Raw genomic sequence first — 20,718 nt, 5'->3', positions numbered from 1 at the left:
TCTCACCTCCTTAAAATAGAGAGTTTGCTAGCTTCTTCAAGCGATTCATCGGGTGGAAAAAACGCCGATATCGCTGCAATGCCAGCTGCTCCTGTCTGAAGAACATCCGCTGCGTTTTCCGCATGGATGCCGCCGATGGCGATAACCGGGATGGCGGCAGACCGGACGAGCGCCTTCAATTCCGCCAATCCCCTTGGTGCGTGGCCCGGCTTTGAATCGGAAAGGAAGACATGGCCGTAATAGAGATAATCTGCACCTGCCTCCTCCGCCTGCTGGGCAGCTCCCGCCGAATGGACGGATTGGCCGATTCTCAGCCCAGGAAAAGAGCGCTTCAGCTCCGGGATGCCTTCCATATGCTCAGGAAGATGGACGCCATAAAGCCGGTATTTGTGGGCTATCTCAGGAAAATGGTGAACAATCAGCCTGTTTGGAGGTATTCCACTCTTCAGAAAAGTCTCCACAAGCGAGTCCGTCTCCTTCTCGGAATATCGTTTTTCCCGAAGATGGATCCGGTCCACCCACGGCAGAAGTTTTTTTGAAAATGCTGCAAGCCGCTTCTGCTCCCAATTATCATTCGTTACTGCATGGATCATCGCCGCCCTCCTTTTTTTGCATAATAAAAACCACTACTCTTCAGAAGAATAGTGGTTGGCTGCACGAAAAAAAACATCAGGATATACGTCCCCATGCACCACTTCCCTCCGCTGGCTTTAACCAGATCAGGTTCGAAGAGTCCCAAAGTCACACTTTGATCTCAGCCTTTCAAAAGGCCCCCCTAGCAGTTATTGAACTATGAAGTTGTTTCAAAGCCATCGTACCATGTCATTTTTTATTGTCAAGGCTTTCAATAGATGCACTTTACAAATCTGTTTTTGTATTGTGTAATAGGGGTAATGTGGATTTTTGGCGGGGAAGTTTCCCCAACGATGTCCTTGTATGGAGTAGGGGGGAAGGCATGTCAACAGCTTATCTTTATGTTACAGCTTCAGCACTGGCTGTCGTTGCAATTTCAATCGTGTTCAAGATTTTCATAGAAAAATTAAAGCAGCAGCCTGAACAGCAGTCGACGTTGCAGCGCAACTTCTTTATCGGCGTCGCGATTGCCGAAATCGTGCCGATTGTGCTTGTCATCTTCGCGATGATCAATTCGGTCCCGGCACAGGATATCAATGAGCTGCTCATCCCGGCTTTGCTCATTGTTATACTAATGACGTTTGCCCCAATTTTGGTCCTGATGCAAACAAAAGTAGATGTACCGAAAGAAGCGGAAGCAGCCATTACCGTATTCCGGCCAATCGGAAGCATGATGGTTTCCACGATACCGCTCATCTCGCTCGTCGGCTTGTTCCTGTTGCTGCCAAGATAAAAAACCGGAGGATGTTCTCAGAAAGTCAGATCTGACTTTCCGAGTGCTCCTCCGGTTTTTTTAAGCTTCTTGAAGCTTCCTCCATAGGATTTTCCCGCTGCTCGTTGTCGGGAACGTGTCGTGGAATTCGACAATTCGCGGATACTTGTAGCTCGCCATCTTTTCTTTCGCCCAATTGATGATGTTCTCTTCCGCTATTTTCCCTTTGTATTCATCGTTCAAAATAATGAGTGCTTTCACTGTCTCACCGCGCACTTCATCCGGTGCTCGGACGACGCATGCCTGCTGGACAGCCGGATGGCGATACAGAACCGACTCAACCTCAGTCGGCCAGACTTTGTAGCCTGCGGCGTTGATCATCCGTTTTACGCGGTCGACCATAAAGAAATAACCTTCTTCATCCATGCGAACGATATCCCCGGTCCGAAAAAAACGTTTCCCCTCAATCGTCAGATGGATCGCCTCGGTTTCTTCCGGCTGATTAAAATAACCGGCAAACAGTTGCGGCGCATGGACGATCAGCTCCCCCTCTTTCCCTGCACCGAGCTCCTCACCAGAAACCGGGTCAATGATCCGGGCGTCGACACCGAATGACGGAATGCCGAGACACTGTAGCTTTGGACGCTGGGGCGGATTGAAATGGGTGTGGGACATCGTTTCCGACAAACCGTAACCTTCCACATATTCAAGTCCCGTCCAATCTCTCAGCTTTCTCCCGACCGCCTCCGGCAATGTCGCCCCGCCGCCGCCAACAAGTTCAAGAGAAGAGACATCATAGTCTGCCAGATTAGGATTTGCGAGAAAGTCGATCAGCATCGTACTGATATTAATCCAATGAGTGATGCCAAATGTTTCGATCGCTTTTGCTGCGTATTCCCGGTCCCACCTTGTCAGCAGGATCATTGTGCTGCCCGCAAGAATCGGATTAAGAGCGCTGTGGACAATCCCCGTCACATGGAAGAGCGGAAGCGTCGTCAGTACAGTCGTGTCGGGTGTCATGTTCATCCAGTGGAACGCGCCCGTGATGTTCGCCTGGATGGTCGCATTCGTATGGATGCAGCCCTTAGGCAGACCGGTTGTCCCGGAAGTGTAGGGAATCATCGCGATATCGTCGCTTTCCCCGGAGTATTCAGACGGGGAGAAGCCAGCCCGAAGCGCCGTTTTCCACTCAATCACATCCGGCCATTCGGCTGTCTCTGCCATCGCTTCAGCAGGAATCATGCCAAGTGCTTGTTCCGCTCCGGTATAATCGGAATAGGCTGCCGTCATCACATACTCCAGAGGGGTGCCGCTTCTTAAAGGCTCCAGCTTCTGATACAGCTCCTGCCCGGCAAAAGCGAACCGTATGTCACCATCTTTGATAAAAAAGCGAAGATCGTCCGTCGTACTCATCGCGTTCACGGCAACAGCAACCGCCCGGAGCCGAAAGATGGCGAATAGACTGATCAAAAACTGCGGTGAGTTCTGCATGAGCAGCAGCACACGATCCCCCGCACCAACAGCGCATTGCCGCTCCAGAAATCCGGCCATTTTTTCAGACTCGGTGAGCAGTTCCTTATAGGTCATCCCTTTGCCGTAAAACTCGATTGCGGTCTTGTCGGGGAATCGCTTTGCTGTTATCGTCAAATTATCAAAAACAGTGGTTTTCGGCACCGTCAGTGTTTTCGAGACCCTCGGCGGCCAGTAGGCAAAATGGGCAGTATGTTTCATCCTCTCTCACTCCTCTTCTTTGAATGCGTTTTCACTTACTCGCAAACAAGCTGACGCCCGGCCAGAAATGGAACCTCTTTCATTGCCCCTTTTTGGCTGATGAATGATAATTCCTTACCAATCCCCATCTTTACGAGTTTCCGGCCGACCCTTGTGTTGGCCAATATCTCCTCACCCTGTTCCGGCTGCGCTTCATAAAACAGCTTGGCCGCCAATGCGCTATCTGTCAGTTCCAAGCCGTCACCCTTGGACAAGGCACTGAGCTCCGAGATGAAATAGCCTGCTCCGTAGAAGTCTTCAAGGCAAAATTGATTATTCGAACCCGAGCAGACGACGATTACTGTTTCCCCGTCGTATTCTTCGAAGACCTTTCTGGCGGCTGCTTTTCCATTCAGTAAAGAAGCGATCAATACCTTTCTGGCTCCGCTCGCCTTACGGACGGCAACCGTTCCATTTGTCGTAGAAAGAATCAGCGTCTTTCCCTGAATCTGTTCTTTCAGGAAGAGTGGAATCGGATGAAGAAATCCGTTAATCGTCAATCCCCCATATTCTCCGGCGAGACAAAATTCCCCGGCTTCCTGGCCTTCCGCCTCAAGCAGCGCTTCCTCCTCGTCCAATACGGGAATCACCGACTTTGCGCCGAAGGAAAAGCAGGCGGTCATCGTCGAGGTGGCAAGCAGCACATCAAAGATGACGGCGGTCTTTGACGAATCCAGCTTCGTACCATCGATTTCCTCTTTTTTCAACAGGACATGTACCTTCATTTTCGTCCCCCTCATTGTTTTGCGTTTTCCAGCGCGTGGCGGATCAGGTTTTCAACGAAGAGGTTGAAGTGCGCAAATCTTTTGTCGTTCGTCTGTCCTTTTTTATAGCGGAAGTAAATTTGCTGACAAATAACGGCGAGCTTAAAATAGGCAAATGTCAGGTAAAAGTCGATCGTCCCCAGTTCTCTTCCGCTCTTTTTGGCATAGGCATGGAGAAATTCATCCCGTTTAAAAAAACCATCCATAACCGTGACTGGCGGCTTGCCAAGTCCCTTTTTCAAAATTTCGGGGTCGCCCGCCTCGATCCAATAGCTCAGCGCAGCACCCACGTCTGCAAGTGGATCGCCGACTGTCGTCATCTCCCAGTCAAACAAGCCCGCCATTTCCGAAAAGTCTTCTGAAAACATCGTGTTGTTCAATTTATAGTCATAATGGATGATCGTCGGCTCAGGTGAGTTCGGGATGTGATCCGCCAAGTATTTCATCAGGCTTTCCACACCGGGTACGTCATCCGTCTTTGCCCGTTCGTAACGGCCGATCCAACTGACAACCTGGCGTTCAAGAAATCCTTCCGGTTTGCTGAGGCTCGCAAGCTCCGTCTTCCGATAATCGATGCTGTGGAGCTCGGCAAGCTTGTCGACCATCAATTGCGAGATCTTTTTTCCAAGCGCAGGCGTATAAGCGATTTCAGCTGGGAATGCAGTATCGAGCACACTCCCTTTTTTTCGCTCCATCAGGAAAAACGGACTGCCGACAATGCTTTCGTCCTCAGAGAAAACATACGGCTTCGGAGCCGGCGGAAAAAGCGAATGCAGGGAGGACAAAATCGTATATTCCCTCTTCATGTCATGCGCTTTCGGTGCCACCGGTCCGTGGGGCGGCCGTCGGAGAACCGCTTCCCAATCGCCTGCCTTCAAGGCATAGGTCAAATTCGAATGTCCCGCGCCGAATTGGCGGAGCTCCAGTTCACGTGCCGGCACTTCCGGAAACTGCCTGGCGATAAAGTCGCGCAGGCGTTCCAGGTCCAATTCCTCCCCTGTTCTCACGGCAATCGTATCGTCTGGCAAAATCATCCTCTCCCTTCCCGTACTGAATGGTTGGTATGTGACACCGTCGTGCTGCGCAAGATGCACAGCCCATCGTAATCTATTATTTTTCAATTCCATGCAATACCATTTCGGCGTATAGATTGGACAACCCCTCTGCAGATACCTCACCGGAAGGATCGAACCAGTTGTAGCTGTAATTGGCCATCCCAAGGATGCCGAATGTCAGCATGTCCGGCCGCAAATCGCTTCTGAATTCGCCGGCTTCGATCCCCTCGCGGATCAAATTTTCAATATTGATCCGGAAGCGGTCACGGTCGCTTGTGATCGTTTCCATATTCTCATCGCCGAGATGGCGGATTTCCCGAAAAAAGACACGGCCGCTCGGACCGTTTTTTTCGATGTCGCCAATGAGCAGCCCGATCATTTTTTCAAGCTTCTCCCTGTAACCGGCATTCTTTTCTTCGAGTATTTCCTCCTGCCGCCTCAGCAGCTCGGAAATGTACTCCTGGTGTATGACCATCAACAGCTGTTCCTTGCTCGTAAAATAATAATAAAAAGTCCCTTTCGTCACTCCAAGTGCATCCACAATATCCTGGATTGAAGTTTCACTGAATCCTTTCTGTTCAAACAGCCGAATGCTTGCTTTCGTAATTTTGTCTTTCATCGCGATTCCCCAGTTCTCAAATTAATGTCTGAACTTACTGTACCATAGAATCGAGGGGGGATTTTCTGCTATTTTAAAAAGCATGGGCTCCGCCGTCTACCGTCAGGATATCGCCTGTTACATAGTCGGATGCCGGGGCCGCGAGGAACAGGGCTGCTCCTTTCAAATCTGAATCGCTGCCGACACGGCCGAGCGGAGTGCTTTCTAAGATGACGTCCCTTCCCTGCTCAATCAGCACCTTTGACATTTTGGTCGGGAAAAAGCCCGGCGCGATACAGTTAACATTGATTTGATGCCTTCCCCACTTGACTGCCAGGTCCTTCGTAAACGTCATAATCGCCCCCTTGCTCGTGTTGTAACCGATCGTCTGCATAAAAGGGTGTGTCCCGCCGAAACCGGCAATCGATGCAATGTTGATGATCTTTCCCTGTTTTTGCTCGATCATCACCTTTCCTGCCTCCTGGCTCATTAAAAACGTGCCGGTCACATTAACATCCATCACCTTCTGCCATGCCTCAAGCGGCATGTTCTCGACGGGCGCTCCCCATGTTGCCCCGCTGTTGTTCACAAGAATATCAATTCGCCCGAAATGCGCCTTCGTTCCAGCGACGACGGCCTTGATCTCTTCGTGATTTGTCACATCGCATTGAAAAGCAAGCGCCTTCGTCCCTCTTTCCTCAAGCTTCTCCTTCATCGACTCACATGCGGCCAGGTCTCGTGAACAAACAACCACATTGGCGCCCGCTTCCGCGTATGCTTCGGCGATTTGCGCACCGAGCCCGCGGCCGCCGCCGGTCACGATCGCCGTTTTTCCATTCAGTCGAAACAAATCCAATACGCTCATTATTTTTCCTCCTGCTTCCGGTATTTTTTCAGCTCAAGCCTGGCGATCTGCCTTGCGTGCACCTCGTCGGGACCGTCTGCAATCCGCAATGTTCTGGCGTTGGCATATTGGAAAGCAAGCGGAAAGTCGTTCGAGACACCGGCTCCGCCGAATGCCTGAATTGCCCTGTCAATCACGCGAAGCGCCATATTCGGCGCAACTACCTTGATCATCGCGATCTCTGCCTTGGCAACTTTATTCCCGACCGTATCCATCATATACGCCGCCTTCAACGTCAAAAGCCGCGCCTGTTCAATATCCATCCGCGACTCCGCAATCCATTGCTCGATCACCCCGTGCTCAGAAAGCTTCCGGCCAAATGTCTCCCGTTCCTGCACGCGCCGGCACATCAATTCAAGAGCCCGTTCCGCAGCGCCGATTAATCTCATGCAGTGGTGGATCCGTCCGGGTCCAAGCCTTCCCTGCGCGATCGCGAACCCTCTTCCTTCTCCCCAAATCATGTTTTCAGCCGGGACTCTCACATTGTCGAAGGACACTTCGGCATGGCCATGCGGGGCATCATCATAGCCGAAAACCGGCAGCATCCGTTCCACTTTCACACCTTTCGTATCCATCGGTACGAGGATCATGGACTGCTGTTCATATTTCGGCCCGTCCGGATCGCTCTTCCCCATGAAAATCAGCACCCTGCAACGGGGATCCCCTGCTCCTGACGTCCACCATTTCCTGCCGTTAAGCACATATTCGTCCCCATCCCGGATGATGCTCGCCTGGATGTTGGTCGCATCGCTTGATGCAACATCCGGCTCTGTCATGGCAAAAGCCGAGCGAATCTTCCCGTCAAGGAGCGGAGCAAGCCATCTGCGCTTCTGCTCTTCTGATCCATAACGGGCGAGCACTTCCATATTGCCCGTGTCGGGTGCATTGCAGTTGAACACTTCCGGTGCAATCAATGATCGCCCCATCAATTCACAGAGCGGGGCGTATTCCAGATTGGTCAGCCCGGCTCCGTTCTCTGAATCCGGCAGGAAGAGATTCCAGAGTCCCTCCTCCTTCGCCTTGCTTTTCAGTTCCTCGATAATCGGCGGCACTTCTCCCCAGCGGTTTTCCTGGGCATTCAGCTGTTTTGTGTATACGCCTTCATTCGGATAGATATGCTCCTCCATAAAACGGCTAAGGTGTTCCCTGAGCCCTTCCACTTTATCAGTATAGGAAAAATTCACAGCCTCTCCTCCTCAAATACTAACCGGTTGGTATAATCAGAATATTAACATATATATTCACAGTTTGCCAGTGAAGGAAAAGAAAAAACACCGGGCTACAAAAAGTAAACCCGGTGCTGCATCGATTATTTCACGACCAAATATTTTCCAGCATCCGCCAGATCAAGTTTTATGAATAGCGAGCTGCTGAACGAGCTTCTTACTATTGGAATCAAGCCCTGTTAGTTTTACGAGATGATGTTCCTGCAATTTCATGACAATCTTATCAATTGCGGCGACAGCGGATTCATCCCATATATGGGAACCTGTGAAGTCAATGGTCACTTCTTTTCCCGCCACTTTTCCTTCAAAAGCCTTTAGAAAACTTTCAACAGAAGCGAAGAACAGCTGCCCCTCCACCTTAAAAATCTGCACGTTCCCTTCTGTGGTTTCGGTCACTTTCACCTTCGAAATTTTCGCGGTGAAGAAAATCGCGCTTAGAATGACACCGGCAATAACACCTTTTGAAAGATCATGTGTCGCGACAACAATGATTACCGTCACGAGCATCACGGTTGCATCTGTCCTTGGAGCTTTCCGCAAATAAGAAAAAGAGGACCAGTCGAACGTACCGATCGATACCATGATCATAATGCCGACGAGAACCGGCATCGGAATTTTGACGACAATATCGCCAAGGACCATCAGCAGGAAGATCAGGAAAACACCGGCAGTCAACGTGGACAACCTGCCGCGCCCGCCTGACTTCACGTTAATGACCGATTGGCCGATCATCGCACATCCGGCCATGCCGCCGAAAAAGCCAGTAACAATATTGGCGATCCCTTGGCCCCGCGCCTCCCGGTTCTTATCGCTTTCCGTGTCTGTCATGTCATCAACAATAGACGAAGTCAACAAAGATTCAAGCAAACCGACAATCGCCATGGCAATGGAGAAAGGAAAAATGATTTTCAGTGTCTCCAAGTTGAATGGCACGTCAGGTATAAGGAAGTTTGGCAATGTGCGGCTGATTTCGCCCAAATCGCCGACCGTTCGCAAATCTGCTTTCGTCAGGATTGCCACAGTCGTCAGCGCTATAATGGCAATAAGTGGAGCCGGGACTACCTTGACAAACCTCGGCAAAATATACACAATAGCGAGTGTGACCGCAACAAATACATAGGTCACAGATGAGACTCCGAGAAATTGCGGAACCTGCGCCATGAAAATCAGGATGGCTAGTGCATTGACAAAGCCGATCATGACGGCATGGGGAATAAATTTCATCAGCTTGGCTACTTTGAAAACACCAAACAAAATTTGAATGACACCTGTGAGCAGCGTGGCTGCGAACAGATACTGCAAACCGTACTCTCTTACGAGCGGTCCCATTAACAAAGCCATTGCCCCGGTTGCGGCCGAAATCATCGCCGGGCGGCCGCCGGCAAAGGAGATGACGATGGCCATCGTAAAGGATGCATAAAGACCGATCATCGGGCTGACACCGGCGATAATGGAAAAAGCAATCGCTTCAGGAATCAACGCCAGTGCAACGACAATCCCAGCGAGGATGTCGGCACGAATATTGGAAAACCACTCTCTTTTTATCGTTTCTACCACTCTTGTTTCCACCCCATCTATCACACTTAAGCTTAGAAGATTGTATCATCTTTCTTCCCGAAATGGAACCTTTTTGGGAAGGTTGCTGCTAGGCAAACAATCAAGAAACAGGTGAGTGACTATGGATTATGGATATATTAGACCCTATTTCGGCGATGAAGACGGTGCTAGGCAATTAGGAGTACTGCAGTCTAATGGATGCGGCAAAATCATGATAGAAAAGCATGCCTCAGCGAACAATCGGATAGAGCTCTGCGGGCTGATCGATGAATTGCAGCCCGGAGACAGGCTGGTCGTTTGCAATCTCTTTGCATTCGCGGACTCCTCAAGACATTTGGCTGAATTACTTTTCACCCTGGAAAAGAAAGGCGTCTTCTTCCAATCTCTCAAAGAAAAAATAGACACAAGCACGCCGAATGCCCTTTCTTTCCTTGAAACGGTTGAACGGCTTGTCGAGTTTCAGAACGAGGTGGCAAGCGAACGGACAAGACAGGGTATGAAACATGCCGAAAAGCAGGGAAAAACTGCCGGAAGGCCTAAGAAACCGGACGCCAATGTCCGGCGGGCGCTGGAAATGTACGAGAGCAAATCGTATACACTCGCACAAATCAAAGAAGCGACTGGCATCAGCAAATCGACCTTGTACCGCTATCTGGAGAACTGAAAGAAGATACTCCCAGGTAAGTTTGGCCTTTCAAAAAGGCTGCCATTTTTTAAGGTGCGAAAATCTCAAGAATCGTTAAATTAGCAAATAAAAAAAGCAGTGGAATTCGTTTTCCATTGCTTTTTTACTTTGTCTATCTATCATTCCATTATCAACTTGGCTTGAGTACCGAAACCGAATTTACATTTTTCCATTCATATATCGCCAAAGGTAATTCCTTTCCTTGGACTTCTGTTGTTGTTAATTCGTAAAATTCCGCACCCATTTTTTCATAGAAATACTTGGATTCATTATCATCTAATACTTCTACAAAAATCCTTTGATACCCTAACTCCTTTAACTTAGAAAATAGTTTCTTGACTAAGTTTTTGCCAATCCCTTGCCCGTGATATTCCTTACGAATATAGATTGAGGTTAAATCTCCAGAATTCTCGAATTGATTTGTTTCCCTTTTGCCTCCATCGGCAACTCCAACGATTTACCCCTTGTCAGTTTCTGCAACATAAACATAATTGTCAGCCCTTGATATGTTATGAATCCATTGTGATATTCTTTTTTCGTACGTCATTCTTTCTAGAAAAGAGTCTGGAATGATGTTCTTATATGTACTATTCCAACTGTCCACATACACTCTCGCTATTGCTTCGGCATCTGACAATTTTGCCTCCCGAATATTCATACTTTCACCCTCCATTCTCATGTTATAGTTCTAAACCGCCAGTTAGATTAACTTTAACAGCTATGATGCAAATGCATCAATATAACAAATAAAAGAGACTCAGCTATCCCTATAAGACGATGCACATGCATCTAATAATAAAATTCCCAATACAAAATATTTCCGCATAAAATTACTGTAAACATTATTGTCGTCATCCAAACCAGTTTGTTACATCTCTTAATTTTGGCGATTAAAAATCCACTGATAATAAGAGTAATAACTAGATAAAAAAGATTTGCAGTTAAAAATGGCTTGAGGAATGAATAACTTACCATCGACAAAGTCTTATAAATGATCCAAAGTACGTTAGTGAACATCAAAAGATTTAATACATGCTGAGCGAAAAGGAATATATGAAGGCCTTTCTTATTCCATATCCTTTTTACTATAGCGACAACAACATAGATCAAAGAAAACGTTACAGCTACTAATGCTAGAATAATACCTCCCCATTCTAAGAGGTGTTTATATAAGTGGACATAAAGCAGATCTGAATATGTATTAGATAGCATCTTTTTAGTTTGGGGATGTTTTGAATAAACGTCTACACTGTACATATTAAAATCATCTTCTGTTTTATAGACGCCTGGTTCCAGCTGTGAATAATTTAAGTTACTTATCGTTAAATCGTGTGCTCCGCTCTGTTTCGTATGGCTTCTTAAAAATAACCCATACAACCTGCTAAATCCGTGCCGGGGCAACCGTGCCGGCTCATATATCCCCTCCCATTGGGATGAATTCTCCAAATTCACGTCATTTTCAACATGTGCATATTCTCCAAAGACAATCTCAGGTATTCCGAGTGTGAACGTACTTTCATCTTTCACATTCGCCAGAACCAAAACACCTTTGCGGTTTTTTCTATCGACATAAAAGGAGGAGCTGAAAGCCTTAGAATTCCCGCTATGACCGTAAACGTGCTGACTTTCCGAAGGCAAATGAAACAAGCCATTTGCGATACGCGGGATATTATTCCCCGGATAATACAACGTTGGGTAAAACATTTTGTCAAGCATTCTATTATCTTTAAATAAAGGGGTTCCATCTTCTGCTAATAATGCTTGTAATAGCTTTTGCAGATCTCCAGCTGTTCCCATGACACTCCCTGCCGGATACATCGGAATCGAATAAAGATTAGGTTCAATTAATTTCAGCGCATTCGAATAACCTAGTACCTTCCTCCTCTGTTCCTTCACCCATTTGTTATCGTCCTGTTCAGGATCGATCGCTGTTTTCGTCATTTGAAGTGGTTCAAAGATGTTCTTCCGCACGTATTCACGATAGTCAAGGCCGCTCACTTCTTCAATAATGTAGGCAGCAAGGCTGCTTCCATAATTTGAATAAGCCACAACTTCACCAGGAGAAAATACTTGTTTACTGTCTGCTGCTTCAAGTACTTCTCTTAATGAACCCTTTTTCGTTGGACGATGAATCATTAAATCAGTGTAACTATCATCGAATCCGGCTGTATGATGCATTAAGTGCTGCATTGCTATAGGCTCATCAAATTCTTTTTTGGAACGGAAATCGTTTGGCAAATAGGTTTCGATATCTGTATCTAAATTAAGCTCTCCTGTCTCTACCATTTGCAAAACACTAATCCAAACCAGTATTTTAGAAACAGATGCCCATTCAAAAACAGTGTCTTCATCAACCGGGATGCGTTCTTCTCTATTTGAATAGCCTTTCATTTTATAAATTACTTCGTCCTGATCTATTAAAATTGTTGCTAATCCAGCAATATCCTTCTCGTGCTCTGTCATATAGTTTTCTACTTTCGTTTCTAATCCAATATGTTTATTTGCAGAAACCGTTGATTTAGGATGAAATCCAAGCAAGAGCCAAAGGAGCAGGAAACAATTGATCACCACAAGAAACTTATTATTCCGAATACTTACGTCACTCTCCCCCTTTTTAATCATATCATTTTTACTTTATTCTCCTTTATACCATTCATGTCATTCCAATTGCTGAACCGATTCCCTTATTTTTAAGAAAAAATAGCTGAAGAATAACCTCCAGCTATCGCACCTATCTTTCGTATCATTTCCTATTTTCCTTCTGCATTTTCAGCCTTCGCAAGCACCGGAGCGAGTTCATCCTCCGTCGTCGTATCCGCCAGCTTCACTTTTGATCGGTAGGCGGCACGGATGATGAGATGGCCGGAGACCGGAGCCGTGATGAAGACAAACAAGATGCCGGCGATAATCCGGACGCTGATGAAATGATCGTTGAACCATATGAAAAGGAATGCGCCAATCAGCGTAAGCAGGACGGCAAGCGTCGAGCTTTTCGTCGCCGCATGAGACCGCGTATACACATCCGGAAAGCGGATGATCCCGATAGCGCTGATGACAGAGACCAGGCTGCCGATCAGAATGAGCAGCACACCTGCGAATTCACCGATTTCTTTTACGTTCAATGATGGCCCCCCTCTCAATGAATTTTGACATGGCGATTGTTGAGATAAAGGCGAGGATGCCGAGGATCAGGATGGCTTCCAGGAAAGCTTTTGTTTTCAGCAGAACCGAGACAGCGGCGATCGCTGATATAAGATTGACCCCGATCATATCGAGTGCGATCACCCTGTCCGGCACAGACGGCCCGCGGATGATCCTGAAGAGCGACAGCCCGATCGCCGTGATAAAGAGCGCAAGCGCCGTTACAAGCATGATTTCAATGATCACCTCGTCACCTCCATGATCGCTTTTTCGAATTTATCCAACGAACGGATCAGGTCGCTCTTATACCGTTCAATATCAAGTGCATGAATGTAGAAAACATTTCCTTCCGGCGAGATTTCCATGACGACAGAGCCGGGGGTCAAGGTGAGGAGCAGGGCGAGTGTCGTCACCTCCCAATCACTTTTCAAACTAGTCGTATAGGTGAAGATACCGGGCCGAATGTCAATTTTCGGATGGACGATATGCTTCATGACGACAACGGCTGATAAAAACAATTCCGATATGAAAATGAACACGAGTTTCAAAACGTAATAAAAACGCTGCAAGTAAAACTGCTTTCCAAAAAAACGCTGCATAATGAAAATGATGACGATGCCGACGAGGAAGCCGGCAAAGAAGGTTGAAAAATGGAGATCCTCCTCATCATTCAGGACCATCCATAAAAAGGCGATAAACAAATTGAGCAAAAACTGTGCAGGCATCGATTGATCCCTCCCTTTCAACTTACTTACCCAATACCGCTTGAATGTAACGTTCTGGGCGAATCAGTGTATCTGCTGCATCTTTCACATACGGGGCAAGCGCTTCAGCACCGAGCCCGATACCGACAGAGAGCAAGGCGAGCAGCGCACAAGGGATGATCCAACCCTTTCTCATCGGGCGCTCATCCTCTTCGCTAATAATCGTCTCCCCCCAAAAACAGTTAAGGAAAATCCGCAGCAGGGAATAAAGGACAGCGATGCTCGACAGAAGGGCAAGTGCCAGCAAAACATACGCTCCGCCTTCAACAGCCCCCTGGCCGACAAGCAGTTTCCCCAGGAAGCCGGACAGCGGCGGAATCCCGGCAAGAGCCAGCAGTGTGAGAAAAAAGAGCCAGCCTAAGAGCGGATAGTTGCGGATCAGTCCGCTCATATCCCCGATTCTGGCCGTGCCCGCCAACGCGATCATCGTGCCGGCAAGCAAAAAAAGCAGCGCTTTGACGATCATATCGTGTACGAGATAGAAGATGGACCCTTCCACGGCCGCCGGGTTCATAACAGCAAGTCCGACCAAGATAAAACCGACAGCAATGATAACGTTGTAAGCTGCGATCGACCTCACGTCCTTGAAGGCGAGCGCACCGATGCTGCCGCCTATTAAGGTAAGGGCAGCCATGATGCCGATCATTCCATGTGTAATGTGCGGTTCATGATAAAAGATAAGCGTAAACATCCGGAACATCGCGTAGATCCCGACCTTGGTCAGCAGCGCCCCGAACAATGCTGCGATTGCCGTCGGCGGAGCGCTGTAGGAACCCGGCAGCCAGAAATAAAGCAGAAGTCCGGCTTTCAGTGCGAAGACGAGCAGGAACATGACGGCGATCACTGTCAGTACTGGTGTCTGCCCGGCTTCTGCTACCCGGACGGAAAGATGGGCCATGTTCAGCGTCCCAATCGTGCCGTACAAATAGGCAATGCCTACAAGAAAGAACCAGGAAGACAGCACGTTGATCAGCACATATTTCAGCGACTCCCGCAGCTGCCGCTTTGTACCTCCGAGCGTAATCAGCGCATACGAAGCGAGCAGCATCACTTCAAAACAGACGTACAGATTAAACAGGTCCCCGGTCAGAAAAGAGCCGTTCACCCCGGCCACCATCAGCAGCGAGAACGGGTAGAAATAAAACCGCTCCCTCTCCTCACCGATTGAGAACATCGCATAGATAAAGACGAGTCCTGCCACAACACCTGTTGTCCCGACAAGCAGCAGGGAAAAGGAATCGGCGACAAACAAAATGCCGAACGGCGGTTTCCAGTTTCCAAAATCGATCCTCTGAATTCCATCCGCCTGTACTTTTTCCAGCAGATAAAATGCGGTGCCGGACACTCCCGCCATCGCCAGTACGCTTACCACCCGCTGTAGGCGTAGCCTGTTGCGGAAAAACAGGAGCAATATTCCCGCAAGCAGCGGAATGATCATCGGCATGACAACTGCATTATTCATCTCTCAAACCCCTCAGCAGCGAAATATCGTCTTTTCGGTGCTCCTGATATGTTCGGTAGGCGAGCGCGAGCAAAAACGCCGTCACGGCAAAAGAGATGACAATCGATGTGAGGATGAGAGCCTGGGGCAGCGCATCCACATAGCCAGCATCTCCGTCGCCGATGACTGGAACTCCTCCGCGCTTCAACCTCCCCATCGTCATGATCAGCAAATGCCCCGCATGCGACAGCAAAGCCGTTCCTAAAATAATCCGGATGAAATTTTTCGATAAAATCAAGTAGGTGGCAACAGAGACGAAGACACCTGTAAGCAAAATGATGATGGTTTCCATACCTCTACACATCCTCGCTAATACTTAAGATGATGGTGACGACAACGCCGACGACCGCCAGCGCGACACCGAGCTCAAACAGCGTCACCGTTGCAGCAGACGTCTTGCCGAGCACCGGAAGATGTACATATGTGAAAAACTGACTTAAAAAATTTTTTCCGAACAATGCCGGCCCGAGCCCCGTCGCCACGGCGAGAAAGGCGCCGAAAGCCGAGACGAGTTTGAAGTCGATCGGAATTTTCTTCATGATCGTCTCAACGTCGAAAGCGAGGCAAAGAAGGACGAAGGCGGAAGCGAGAATCAAACCGCCGATGAATCCACCACCCGGACTGTTGTGTCCGGAAATGAACAGATAGATTGCCATCGTCAAAATAATGAACACCGCAATCTTCGTCACTGTCTGTAAAATTACATCATTGATTTTCAATCTTTCGCTCCCCCTTTCTTCTCCCTTAATTTGATCAGCGAATAAACGCCGAGCCCGCCGATCAGAAGGACGACAACTTCCAGCATCGTATCGAATGCACGAAAATCTCCAAGAATTGAATTGACAATATTGTTTCCGCCTGTTAGCTCATAGGCGTCTTCAAAAAAAGCGGAAACCGTTTCAAACAAGCGGCCGCTGTTGACGGACAAAGCGATCAGGACGAAGACAACCCCCGTACCGATCGAGACGGATAGTCTGACAGCCCTGGACTTTTTCGGCGCTTCCTCCTTCTTCCACTCCGGCAGGAAACGGAAGCAAAGCAGGAACAATGCAGTCGTCACCGTTTCGACGATCAGTTGCGTCAATGCAAGATCCGGCGCGCGGAAAAAGACGAAGAAGAGAGCAATCGAATAGCCAATCGCCCCGTTCAACAGCGTGGCGCTTAAGCGCGACTTGGCAAAGGGTATGGCGAGCACCGCTGCCAGCATGACGACGGCCAGCAATGTTTCATAGAGCCCTGCCGGCGCATCACCCGACGTATCATAATGAAAAGCGCCCGTATACAAAAGCACGCCGCCGGCGGCCAGAATAAAGAATACATAAATATAGGTGAGATAATGACGCAAATCCCCAGTCATATACGTTTTTGTCAGTTTGGTGGAACGCTTTTCACTCATGCCGACAGCAGAGTCGTAGAGCCGGTTGAACGACCAGCTATCGGGGAGGATCCAATAAATGAGCTTCCAATAGCGGAGAAGCTTGTACAAAAGGATGCCGAACACTATCACGCCGGCCGTCATGATCAGCGCCGGATTGACGCCATGCCATGCGGAAATTGGCGCAACTGCCTCCTCCCATCCGAGCCCTGGAAAAATACTGTCCATTGCCGGACGGAGCAAATAGTCCCCGAGAACATTCGGAAAGAAGAAAATCAGAACGACGAGACTCGCCAGCACAATCGGCGATATCAAAATTCCAATCGACCCTTCTCTCGGTTCATGATCGATTTTTTCCGGCTTGAACTTGCCGAAGAAGGTTTGCCAGACGATCAGTATCGAGTAAATAAAGGTGAACACACTCGCAAGCCAGGCGATCGCAGGCATGACAGTCCACCAGCCAGTACCGGCAAACAGATGCATGTCTCCTGCACCGAGCATCGCTCCAAAAAACATCTCCTTACTAAGAAAACCGTTGAAAGGCGGAAGTCCAGCCATGGATAAACTGCCGATTAAGATAACGGTGAACGAAACCGGCATAAAGGACATGAGTCCGCCGAGACGGCGAATGTCCCTTGTACCGAGCTGATGGTCGATAATGCCGACTGCCATGAACAGGGCACCTTTGAACGTCGAATGATTGACGAGATGAAAGAGTGCCGCAAAGCCAGCCGGTGCAAATATGGCAAGCTCCTTCCCGCTCCCAGGCTGGAACGCAGCGGAGGCAAGGCCGAAAAGGCTCATAATCAAGCCGAGCTGGCTGATTGTGGAAAAGGCGAGCAATGCTTTCAGATCGGTCTGGCGAATTGCATTGAACGCTCCCCAGAACAGGGTAATGAGCCCCGTCCCGATCACAAGCCAGAACCAGAGAGTGCTCACGCCAAACAACGGAGTGAAACGGGCCACCAGATAGATGCCAGCCTTCACCATTGTTGCCGAGTGAAGATACGCACTAACCGGCGTTGGCGCCTCCATCGCATCCGGCAGCCAGATGTGGAACGGAAACTGTGCTGATTTTGTGAAAGCACCAATCAGAATAAGCACCAAAGCGGGAATAAAAAGAGGATGCTGCGGATCGATCAGGGCAAGCATCTCCCGTATGCTCATCGTTCCCGTCATCGTATAAAGCATGATAAAACCGGCGAGGAGCGCAATCCCGCCGCTTACCGTGATCAGGAGCGCCTTTTGCGCACCGTACCGCGACCGCTTCCGTTGATACCAGAAGGCAATCAACAAAAATGAAGAAATGCTCGTCAGTTCCCAGAAAACGTACAGAACCATCAAATTGTCCGAGAAAACAACACCAAGCATGGCTCCCATGAACAGGAGCAGATAGAGGTAAAAATGATGCAGGGACTCTCTCGAAGATAGATAAAAGATGGAGTAAAGAATGACAAGACTGCCGATTCCTGTGATCAACAGGCCAAAAATCAAACTGAGACCGTCAAGAGAGGCCGAGAAAACAAGTTCATAAGATGGGATCCAGCGGACCGTATGGTGGAATGTTTCTCCTGCCGCCACCTTAGGAATGAAGCGGAGAAAGCCTGCAAATAGCAGCAAAGGGACGATCAAGACAGCCCAACCGACATGCCGCCGAAAAACTTTTGCGAAAAAAGGAACGAAAACTGCCGCCAAAAATGGAAGCAGGATGGCTATATACAAAGAAACCAAAACCAAACCTCCGATTCTACTGATTTTACATTTTTTTGAAAAAGATAAATGCGGACTGCGCCTTTAGTGACGCGAGGATTTTCTCACATTTATTATTATACGATAAAAGTAGGTGTTACATCATAAAACGAATCCTTTTCCTCTAGAAATATGATGAAAAAGTACTTTTTAATGAATCTTTCACATATACTTCGCTGCTGCCTATTGTCTATTTAATTGTTCTTGTATATAATGATTGAATTTAAGGGGAACTTTTCCCCTGAAGATGGTGCATACTATTGAAGAGGTGAATGTCGTCTTGAAAAAAGTGAAGGGTCGTATGGATGAGAGCATTCTCGTTTGTGTTTATTACGGTCCAAATGGTGAACGTTTGATCAAGCGCGGCCATAAGATGGCCAGCATGCTGAATTGTCCATTGTATATACTGACGGTCGACCCGCTTCCGTATGATGAGTTTGACGCGGAACGTTCCGGCTATATTGAAAGATGGCAGGAACTTGCCGAAGAGTTTGACGCGGAAGAATTTATTCTGAAGGATAATGAAAAGCGGCCAGTCGCCAAAGCGATTGCTGAGGTCGCACACAAACTGAACATCACTCAGCTGATCATCGGCCAGACCGCACAGAACCGCTGGGAAGAGATTACAAAAGGATCATTTGTGAATGTATTGCTACGCGAAATCACATTTATCGATATTCATATTGTCTCGCTTGACCGGAATATAAAGAGCGAGGACGATATTACGTATGAAACCGGAGTGAGAGGTTACCTGAAACAGGAGGACGGCGGCTACCGGCTCACGTTCACCTGTCAGAAGGGGATCAGTTATGAAGGGATCTTCTATAAAGAGATCGGCACCGATTTTGATAACGGAATTTTCAAGCTGGTCCATGACGGAAAAACGTACCAAGTTCCCATCATCGAAGACCGGGTGGCCGGCACCATTGATGCCCCGTCCAATATTAAAAAAGTGAATGTTTGAAACAGATGCGCCCCGCCAATTAATCGGCGGGGCGCATCTCTAGTTCGTACTTATCGCTGAAGTCCCGGGAATTGCCAGATACCAGAGGCGCGGAGCAAGTCCCTATAGATGACCAATTCCTCATTGGCCGACACCTTCATCATTTCTTCTTCATTCTCGAAATCCTGCTCAACGATATTCGTCAACACCCGATTTGTATACGGGTCCCCTTTTTTCGCCATCATGCTGTTGATTTCCTCGAATATCACGAGCGCTCTTCTCATATGGCTTGCGCTTGTGATCAGTGTCACTTCTTTGATCTTTTCTTCTTTTACAATGTCCATCGAAAAAATGGCATTTTCAACCGTATCTGTCGCCATGGCCTCTTTTCGGATTCGCTTGCCGTCGACGCCGTTCGCAACGAGCCAATCATACATAACATCCGCTTCCGTGATGCCTTTTTTCGGAACTCCGCCGGTCACAATGATTTTCGAATCCGGGTACTGCTCTGCTGCTTTTTTGGCTACTTGGAGCCGTTTCAGCAAGGTATCGCGCATTTTCCCATCCTCGTCGAGGGCATAGCCGAGAACGATAAAGGCATGGTTCTCTTTCGGCAGCCCGTCCGGTACCTCCGTGTTTAGTTTCGTTGTCTTCGCTTTTTCGACGGTCGTGACTTTATGTTCAAAAGCATCGGCTCGATTTTTATCAAGCTTTTTCAGTTCCTGCATATCACTTTTATACGTTTTGTCGTCCCCGTTCACCTTTGAATAAATCGCATGTGCCACTCTCGCCTCTTCATGCTGCGGATCAAACTGGAGAATCTCCTCGTATGTAGCGAGCGCTCCCGGAATGTTTTTCTGCAAAATCTGTGAAGATGCGTACGAGTATTTCAGCTCCAAGTCATACGGATCAATCTGTGACGCCTGCTTGAATGCCTGCTCAACAACATCATAATTTCCGTGAAGCGTAATTCCTTTGAAGATTTCCTCTTCCGCCTTCTTCAGATCTCCGCCATTCCAGTAATAATGCATGGCGATATCTTCAAGCGCTTTGATCCGTTCCCCTGTCGGCGAATTGTTCTTCACCTTCTCGAATAAGCCTGTAGTCGCATCGTCCGGTTTCACCGCGTCAGTCGTTTGGGAATGCCCGGATGTTGCCATACCAAAAACCAGAACTGCCGACAATGCAATGCCAAAAATACTTCGTTTCATTGTTCCGCCTCCTCCTGTTTTTGCTCACACAGGCAAGCGCTGAATCCGGCAAAAAAGGCATGGCAGTAGCAAGGGGCCAAATGCCCGCCTGTACCGCCATGCCTGATCGGATCAGTAACATGCGATGCTG

The 20,718-nt window shown here is 48.3% G+C and carries 22 protein-coding genes and 1 riboswitch; of the genes, 3 read left to right on the top strand and 19 right to left on the bottom strand.

Going from position 1 to position 20,718, the window contains the following annotated elements; genetic code table 11:
* Positions 1-2: 2 nt before the first annotated feature.
* Positions 3-593: a thiamine phosphate synthase gene (locus AC0TWI_RS02895; RefSeq protein ID WP_488124829.1), complete on the bottom strand. Its 591-nt coding sequence runs from the start codon at positions 591-593 to the stop codon at positions 3-5.
* An 86-nt stretch (positions 594-679) separates the two neighbouring features.
* Positions 680-787, bottom strand: a riboswitch (TPP riboswitch).
* A 168-nt stretch (positions 788-955) separates the two neighbouring features.
* Between AC0TWI_RS02895 and AC0TWI_RS02890 the strand changes: the two genes are divergently transcribed.
* On the top strand, positions 956-1,366 hold the full coding sequence (locus AC0TWI_RS02890; RefSeq protein WP_488124828.1) for a hypothetical protein: 411 nt from the start codon (positions 956-958) through the stop codon (positions 1,364-1,366).
* 60 nt (positions 1,367-1,426) lie between these two features.
* Here the strand turns inward: AC0TWI_RS02890 and AC0TWI_RS02885 are convergent, their stop codons facing one another.
* From AC0TWI_RS02885 to AC0TWI_RS02855, 7 genes are all read right to left on the bottom strand, one after another.
* On the bottom strand, positions 1,427-3,076 hold the full coding sequence (locus tag AC0TWI_RS02885) for a long-chain-fatty-acid--CoA ligase (protein ID WP_488124827.1): 1,650 nt from the start codon (positions 3,074-3,076) through the stop codon (positions 1,427-1,429).
* Positions 3,077-3,111: 35 nt separating this feature from the next.
* On the bottom strand, positions 3,112-3,840 hold the full coding sequence (locus tag AC0TWI_RS02880; protein WP_488124826.1) for a 2-phosphosulfolactate phosphatase: 729 nt from the start codon (positions 3,838-3,840) through the stop codon (positions 3,112-3,114).
* An 11-nt stretch (positions 3,841-3,851) separates the two neighbouring features.
* Positions 3,852-4,913, bottom strand: a complete 1,062-nt coding sequence (locus AC0TWI_RS02875) for a phosphotransferase family protein (RefSeq protein WP_488124825.1) — start codon at positions 4,911-4,913, stop codon at positions 3,852-3,854.
* Positions 4,914-4,989: 76 nt separating this feature from the next.
* Positions 4,990-5,553 (bottom strand): TetR/AcrR family transcriptional regulator, encoded by a 564-nt coding sequence (locus tag AC0TWI_RS02870; protein WP_488124824.1) that lies wholly within the window; start codon positions 5,551-5,553, stop codon positions 4,990-4,992.
* A gap of 73 nt (positions 5,554-5,626) precedes the next feature.
* Complete coding sequence (locus AC0TWI_RS02865) at positions 5,627-6,397, bottom strand: SDR family oxidoreductase (protein ID WP_488124823.1); 771 nt, start codon at positions 6,395-6,397, stop codon at positions 5,627-5,629.
* Positions 6,397-7,620: an acyl-CoA dehydrogenase gene (locus tag AC0TWI_RS02860; protein ID WP_488124822.1), complete on the bottom strand. Its 1,224-nt coding sequence runs from the start codon at positions 7,618-7,620 to the stop codon at positions 6,397-6,399. Before AC0TWI_RS02860 ends, AC0TWI_RS02865 begins: the two co-directional genes overlap by 1 nt.
* A 162-nt stretch (positions 7,621-7,782) precedes the next feature.
* A complete protein-coding gene (locus AC0TWI_RS02855; RefSeq protein WP_488124821.1) occupies positions 7,783-9,219 on the bottom strand; it encodes a SulP family inorganic anion transporter in 1,437 nt (478 codons plus the stop codon).
* Between the two features lie 121 nt (positions 9,220-9,340).
* Between AC0TWI_RS02855 and AC0TWI_RS02850 the strand changes: the two genes are divergently transcribed.
* The gene (locus AC0TWI_RS02850; protein ID WP_488124820.1) at positions 9,341-9,883 is read left to right on the top strand and encodes a recombinase family protein; all 543 of its coding nucleotides are present in this window, start codon (positions 9,341-9,343) and stop codon (positions 9,881-9,883) included.
* A gap of 151 nt (positions 9,884-10,034) precedes the next feature.
* Here AC0TWI_RS02850 and AC0TWI_RS02845 read toward each other — a convergent pair whose 3' ends face one another.
* The 10 genes from AC0TWI_RS02845 to AC0TWI_RS02800 all read right to left on the bottom strand — a co-directional run bounded on the left by AC0TWI_RS02845 (position 10,035) and on the right by AC0TWI_RS02800 (position 18,416).
* Positions 10,035-10,361 carry an N-acetyltransferase family protein gene (locus AC0TWI_RS02845; RefSeq protein WP_488124864.1) on the bottom strand — a complete coding sequence of 109 codons (327 nt, stop codon included), beginning with the start codon at positions 10,359-10,361 and terminating at the stop codon, positions 10,035-10,037.
* On the bottom strand, positions 10,362-10,562 hold the full coding sequence (locus AC0TWI_RS02840) for a hypothetical protein (RefSeq protein ID WP_488124819.1): 201 nt from the start codon (positions 10,560-10,562) through the stop codon (positions 10,362-10,364).
* A 131-nt stretch (positions 10,563-10,693) separates the two neighbouring features.
* On the bottom strand, positions 10,694-12,526 hold the full coding sequence (locus AC0TWI_RS02835; RefSeq protein ID WP_488124818.1) for a serine hydrolase domain-containing protein: 1,833 nt from the start codon (positions 12,524-12,526) through the stop codon (positions 10,694-10,696).
* A 128-nt stretch (positions 12,527-12,654) separates the two neighbouring features.
* Positions 12,655-13,026, bottom strand: a complete 372-nt coding sequence (locus tag AC0TWI_RS02830) for a Na+/H+ antiporter subunit G (protein ID WP_488124817.1) — start codon at positions 13,024-13,026, stop codon at positions 12,655-12,657.
* Positions 13,004-13,276, bottom strand: a complete 273-nt coding sequence (locus AC0TWI_RS02825; protein ID WP_488124863.1) for a Na(+)/H(+) antiporter subunit F1 — start codon at positions 13,274-13,276, stop codon at positions 13,004-13,006. Before AC0TWI_RS02825 ends, AC0TWI_RS02830 begins: the two co-directional genes overlap by 23 nt.
* Positions 13,277-13,287: 11 nt before the next feature.
* Positions 13,288-13,770 carry a Na+/H+ antiporter subunit E gene (locus AC0TWI_RS02820; protein WP_488124816.1) on the bottom strand — a complete coding sequence of 161 codons (483 nt, stop codon included), beginning with the start codon at positions 13,768-13,770 and terminating at the stop codon, positions 13,288-13,290.
* A gap of 22 nt (positions 13,771-13,792) precedes the next feature.
* On the bottom strand, positions 13,793-15,271 hold the full coding sequence (locus AC0TWI_RS02815) for a Na+/H+ antiporter subunit D (protein WP_488124815.1): 1,479 nt from the start codon (positions 15,269-15,271) through the stop codon (positions 13,793-13,795).
* Positions 15,264-15,602, bottom strand: coding sequence for a Na(+)/H(+) antiporter subunit C (locus AC0TWI_RS02810; protein ID WP_488124814.1), 339 nt, complete (start codon positions 15,600-15,602; stop codon positions 15,264-15,266). The genes AC0TWI_RS02815 and AC0TWI_RS02810 overlap by 8 nt, the downstream gene beginning before the upstream one ends.
* Positions 15,603-15,606: 4 nt before the next feature.
* Positions 15,607-16,029: a Na(+)/H(+) antiporter subunit B gene (locus AC0TWI_RS02805; RefSeq protein ID WP_488124813.1), complete on the bottom strand. Its 423-nt coding sequence runs from the start codon at positions 16,027-16,029 to the stop codon at positions 15,607-15,609.
* The gene (locus tag AC0TWI_RS02800; protein ID WP_488124812.1) at positions 16,026-18,416 is read right to left on the bottom strand and encodes a Na+/H+ antiporter subunit A; all 2,391 of its coding nucleotides are present in this window, start codon (positions 18,414-18,416) and stop codon (positions 16,026-16,028) included. The genes AC0TWI_RS02805 and AC0TWI_RS02800 overlap by 4 nt, the downstream gene beginning before the upstream one ends.
* 298 nt (positions 18,417-18,714) lie before the next feature.
* Between AC0TWI_RS02800 and AC0TWI_RS02795 the strand changes: the two genes are divergently transcribed.
* Positions 18,715-19,398: a histidine kinase gene (locus AC0TWI_RS02795; RefSeq protein ID WP_488124811.1), complete on the top strand. Its 684-nt coding sequence runs from the start codon at positions 18,715-18,717 to the stop codon at positions 19,396-19,398.
* 50 nt (positions 19,399-19,448) lie between these two features.
* Here the strand turns inward: AC0TWI_RS02795 and AC0TWI_RS02790 are convergent, their stop codons facing one another.
* A complete protein-coding gene (locus tag AC0TWI_RS02790) occupies positions 19,449-20,588 on the bottom strand; it encodes an ElyC/SanA/YdcF family protein (RefSeq protein ID WP_488124810.1) in 1,140 nt (379 codons plus the stop codon).
* Positions 20,589-20,718 lie beyond the last annotated feature (130 nt).

The organism is Lederbergia sp. B243.17 (assembly GCF_057657925.1).
Note: the sequence above shows the minus strand (reverse complement) of the source record. Positions and strands in the feature narration are given on the sequence as shown.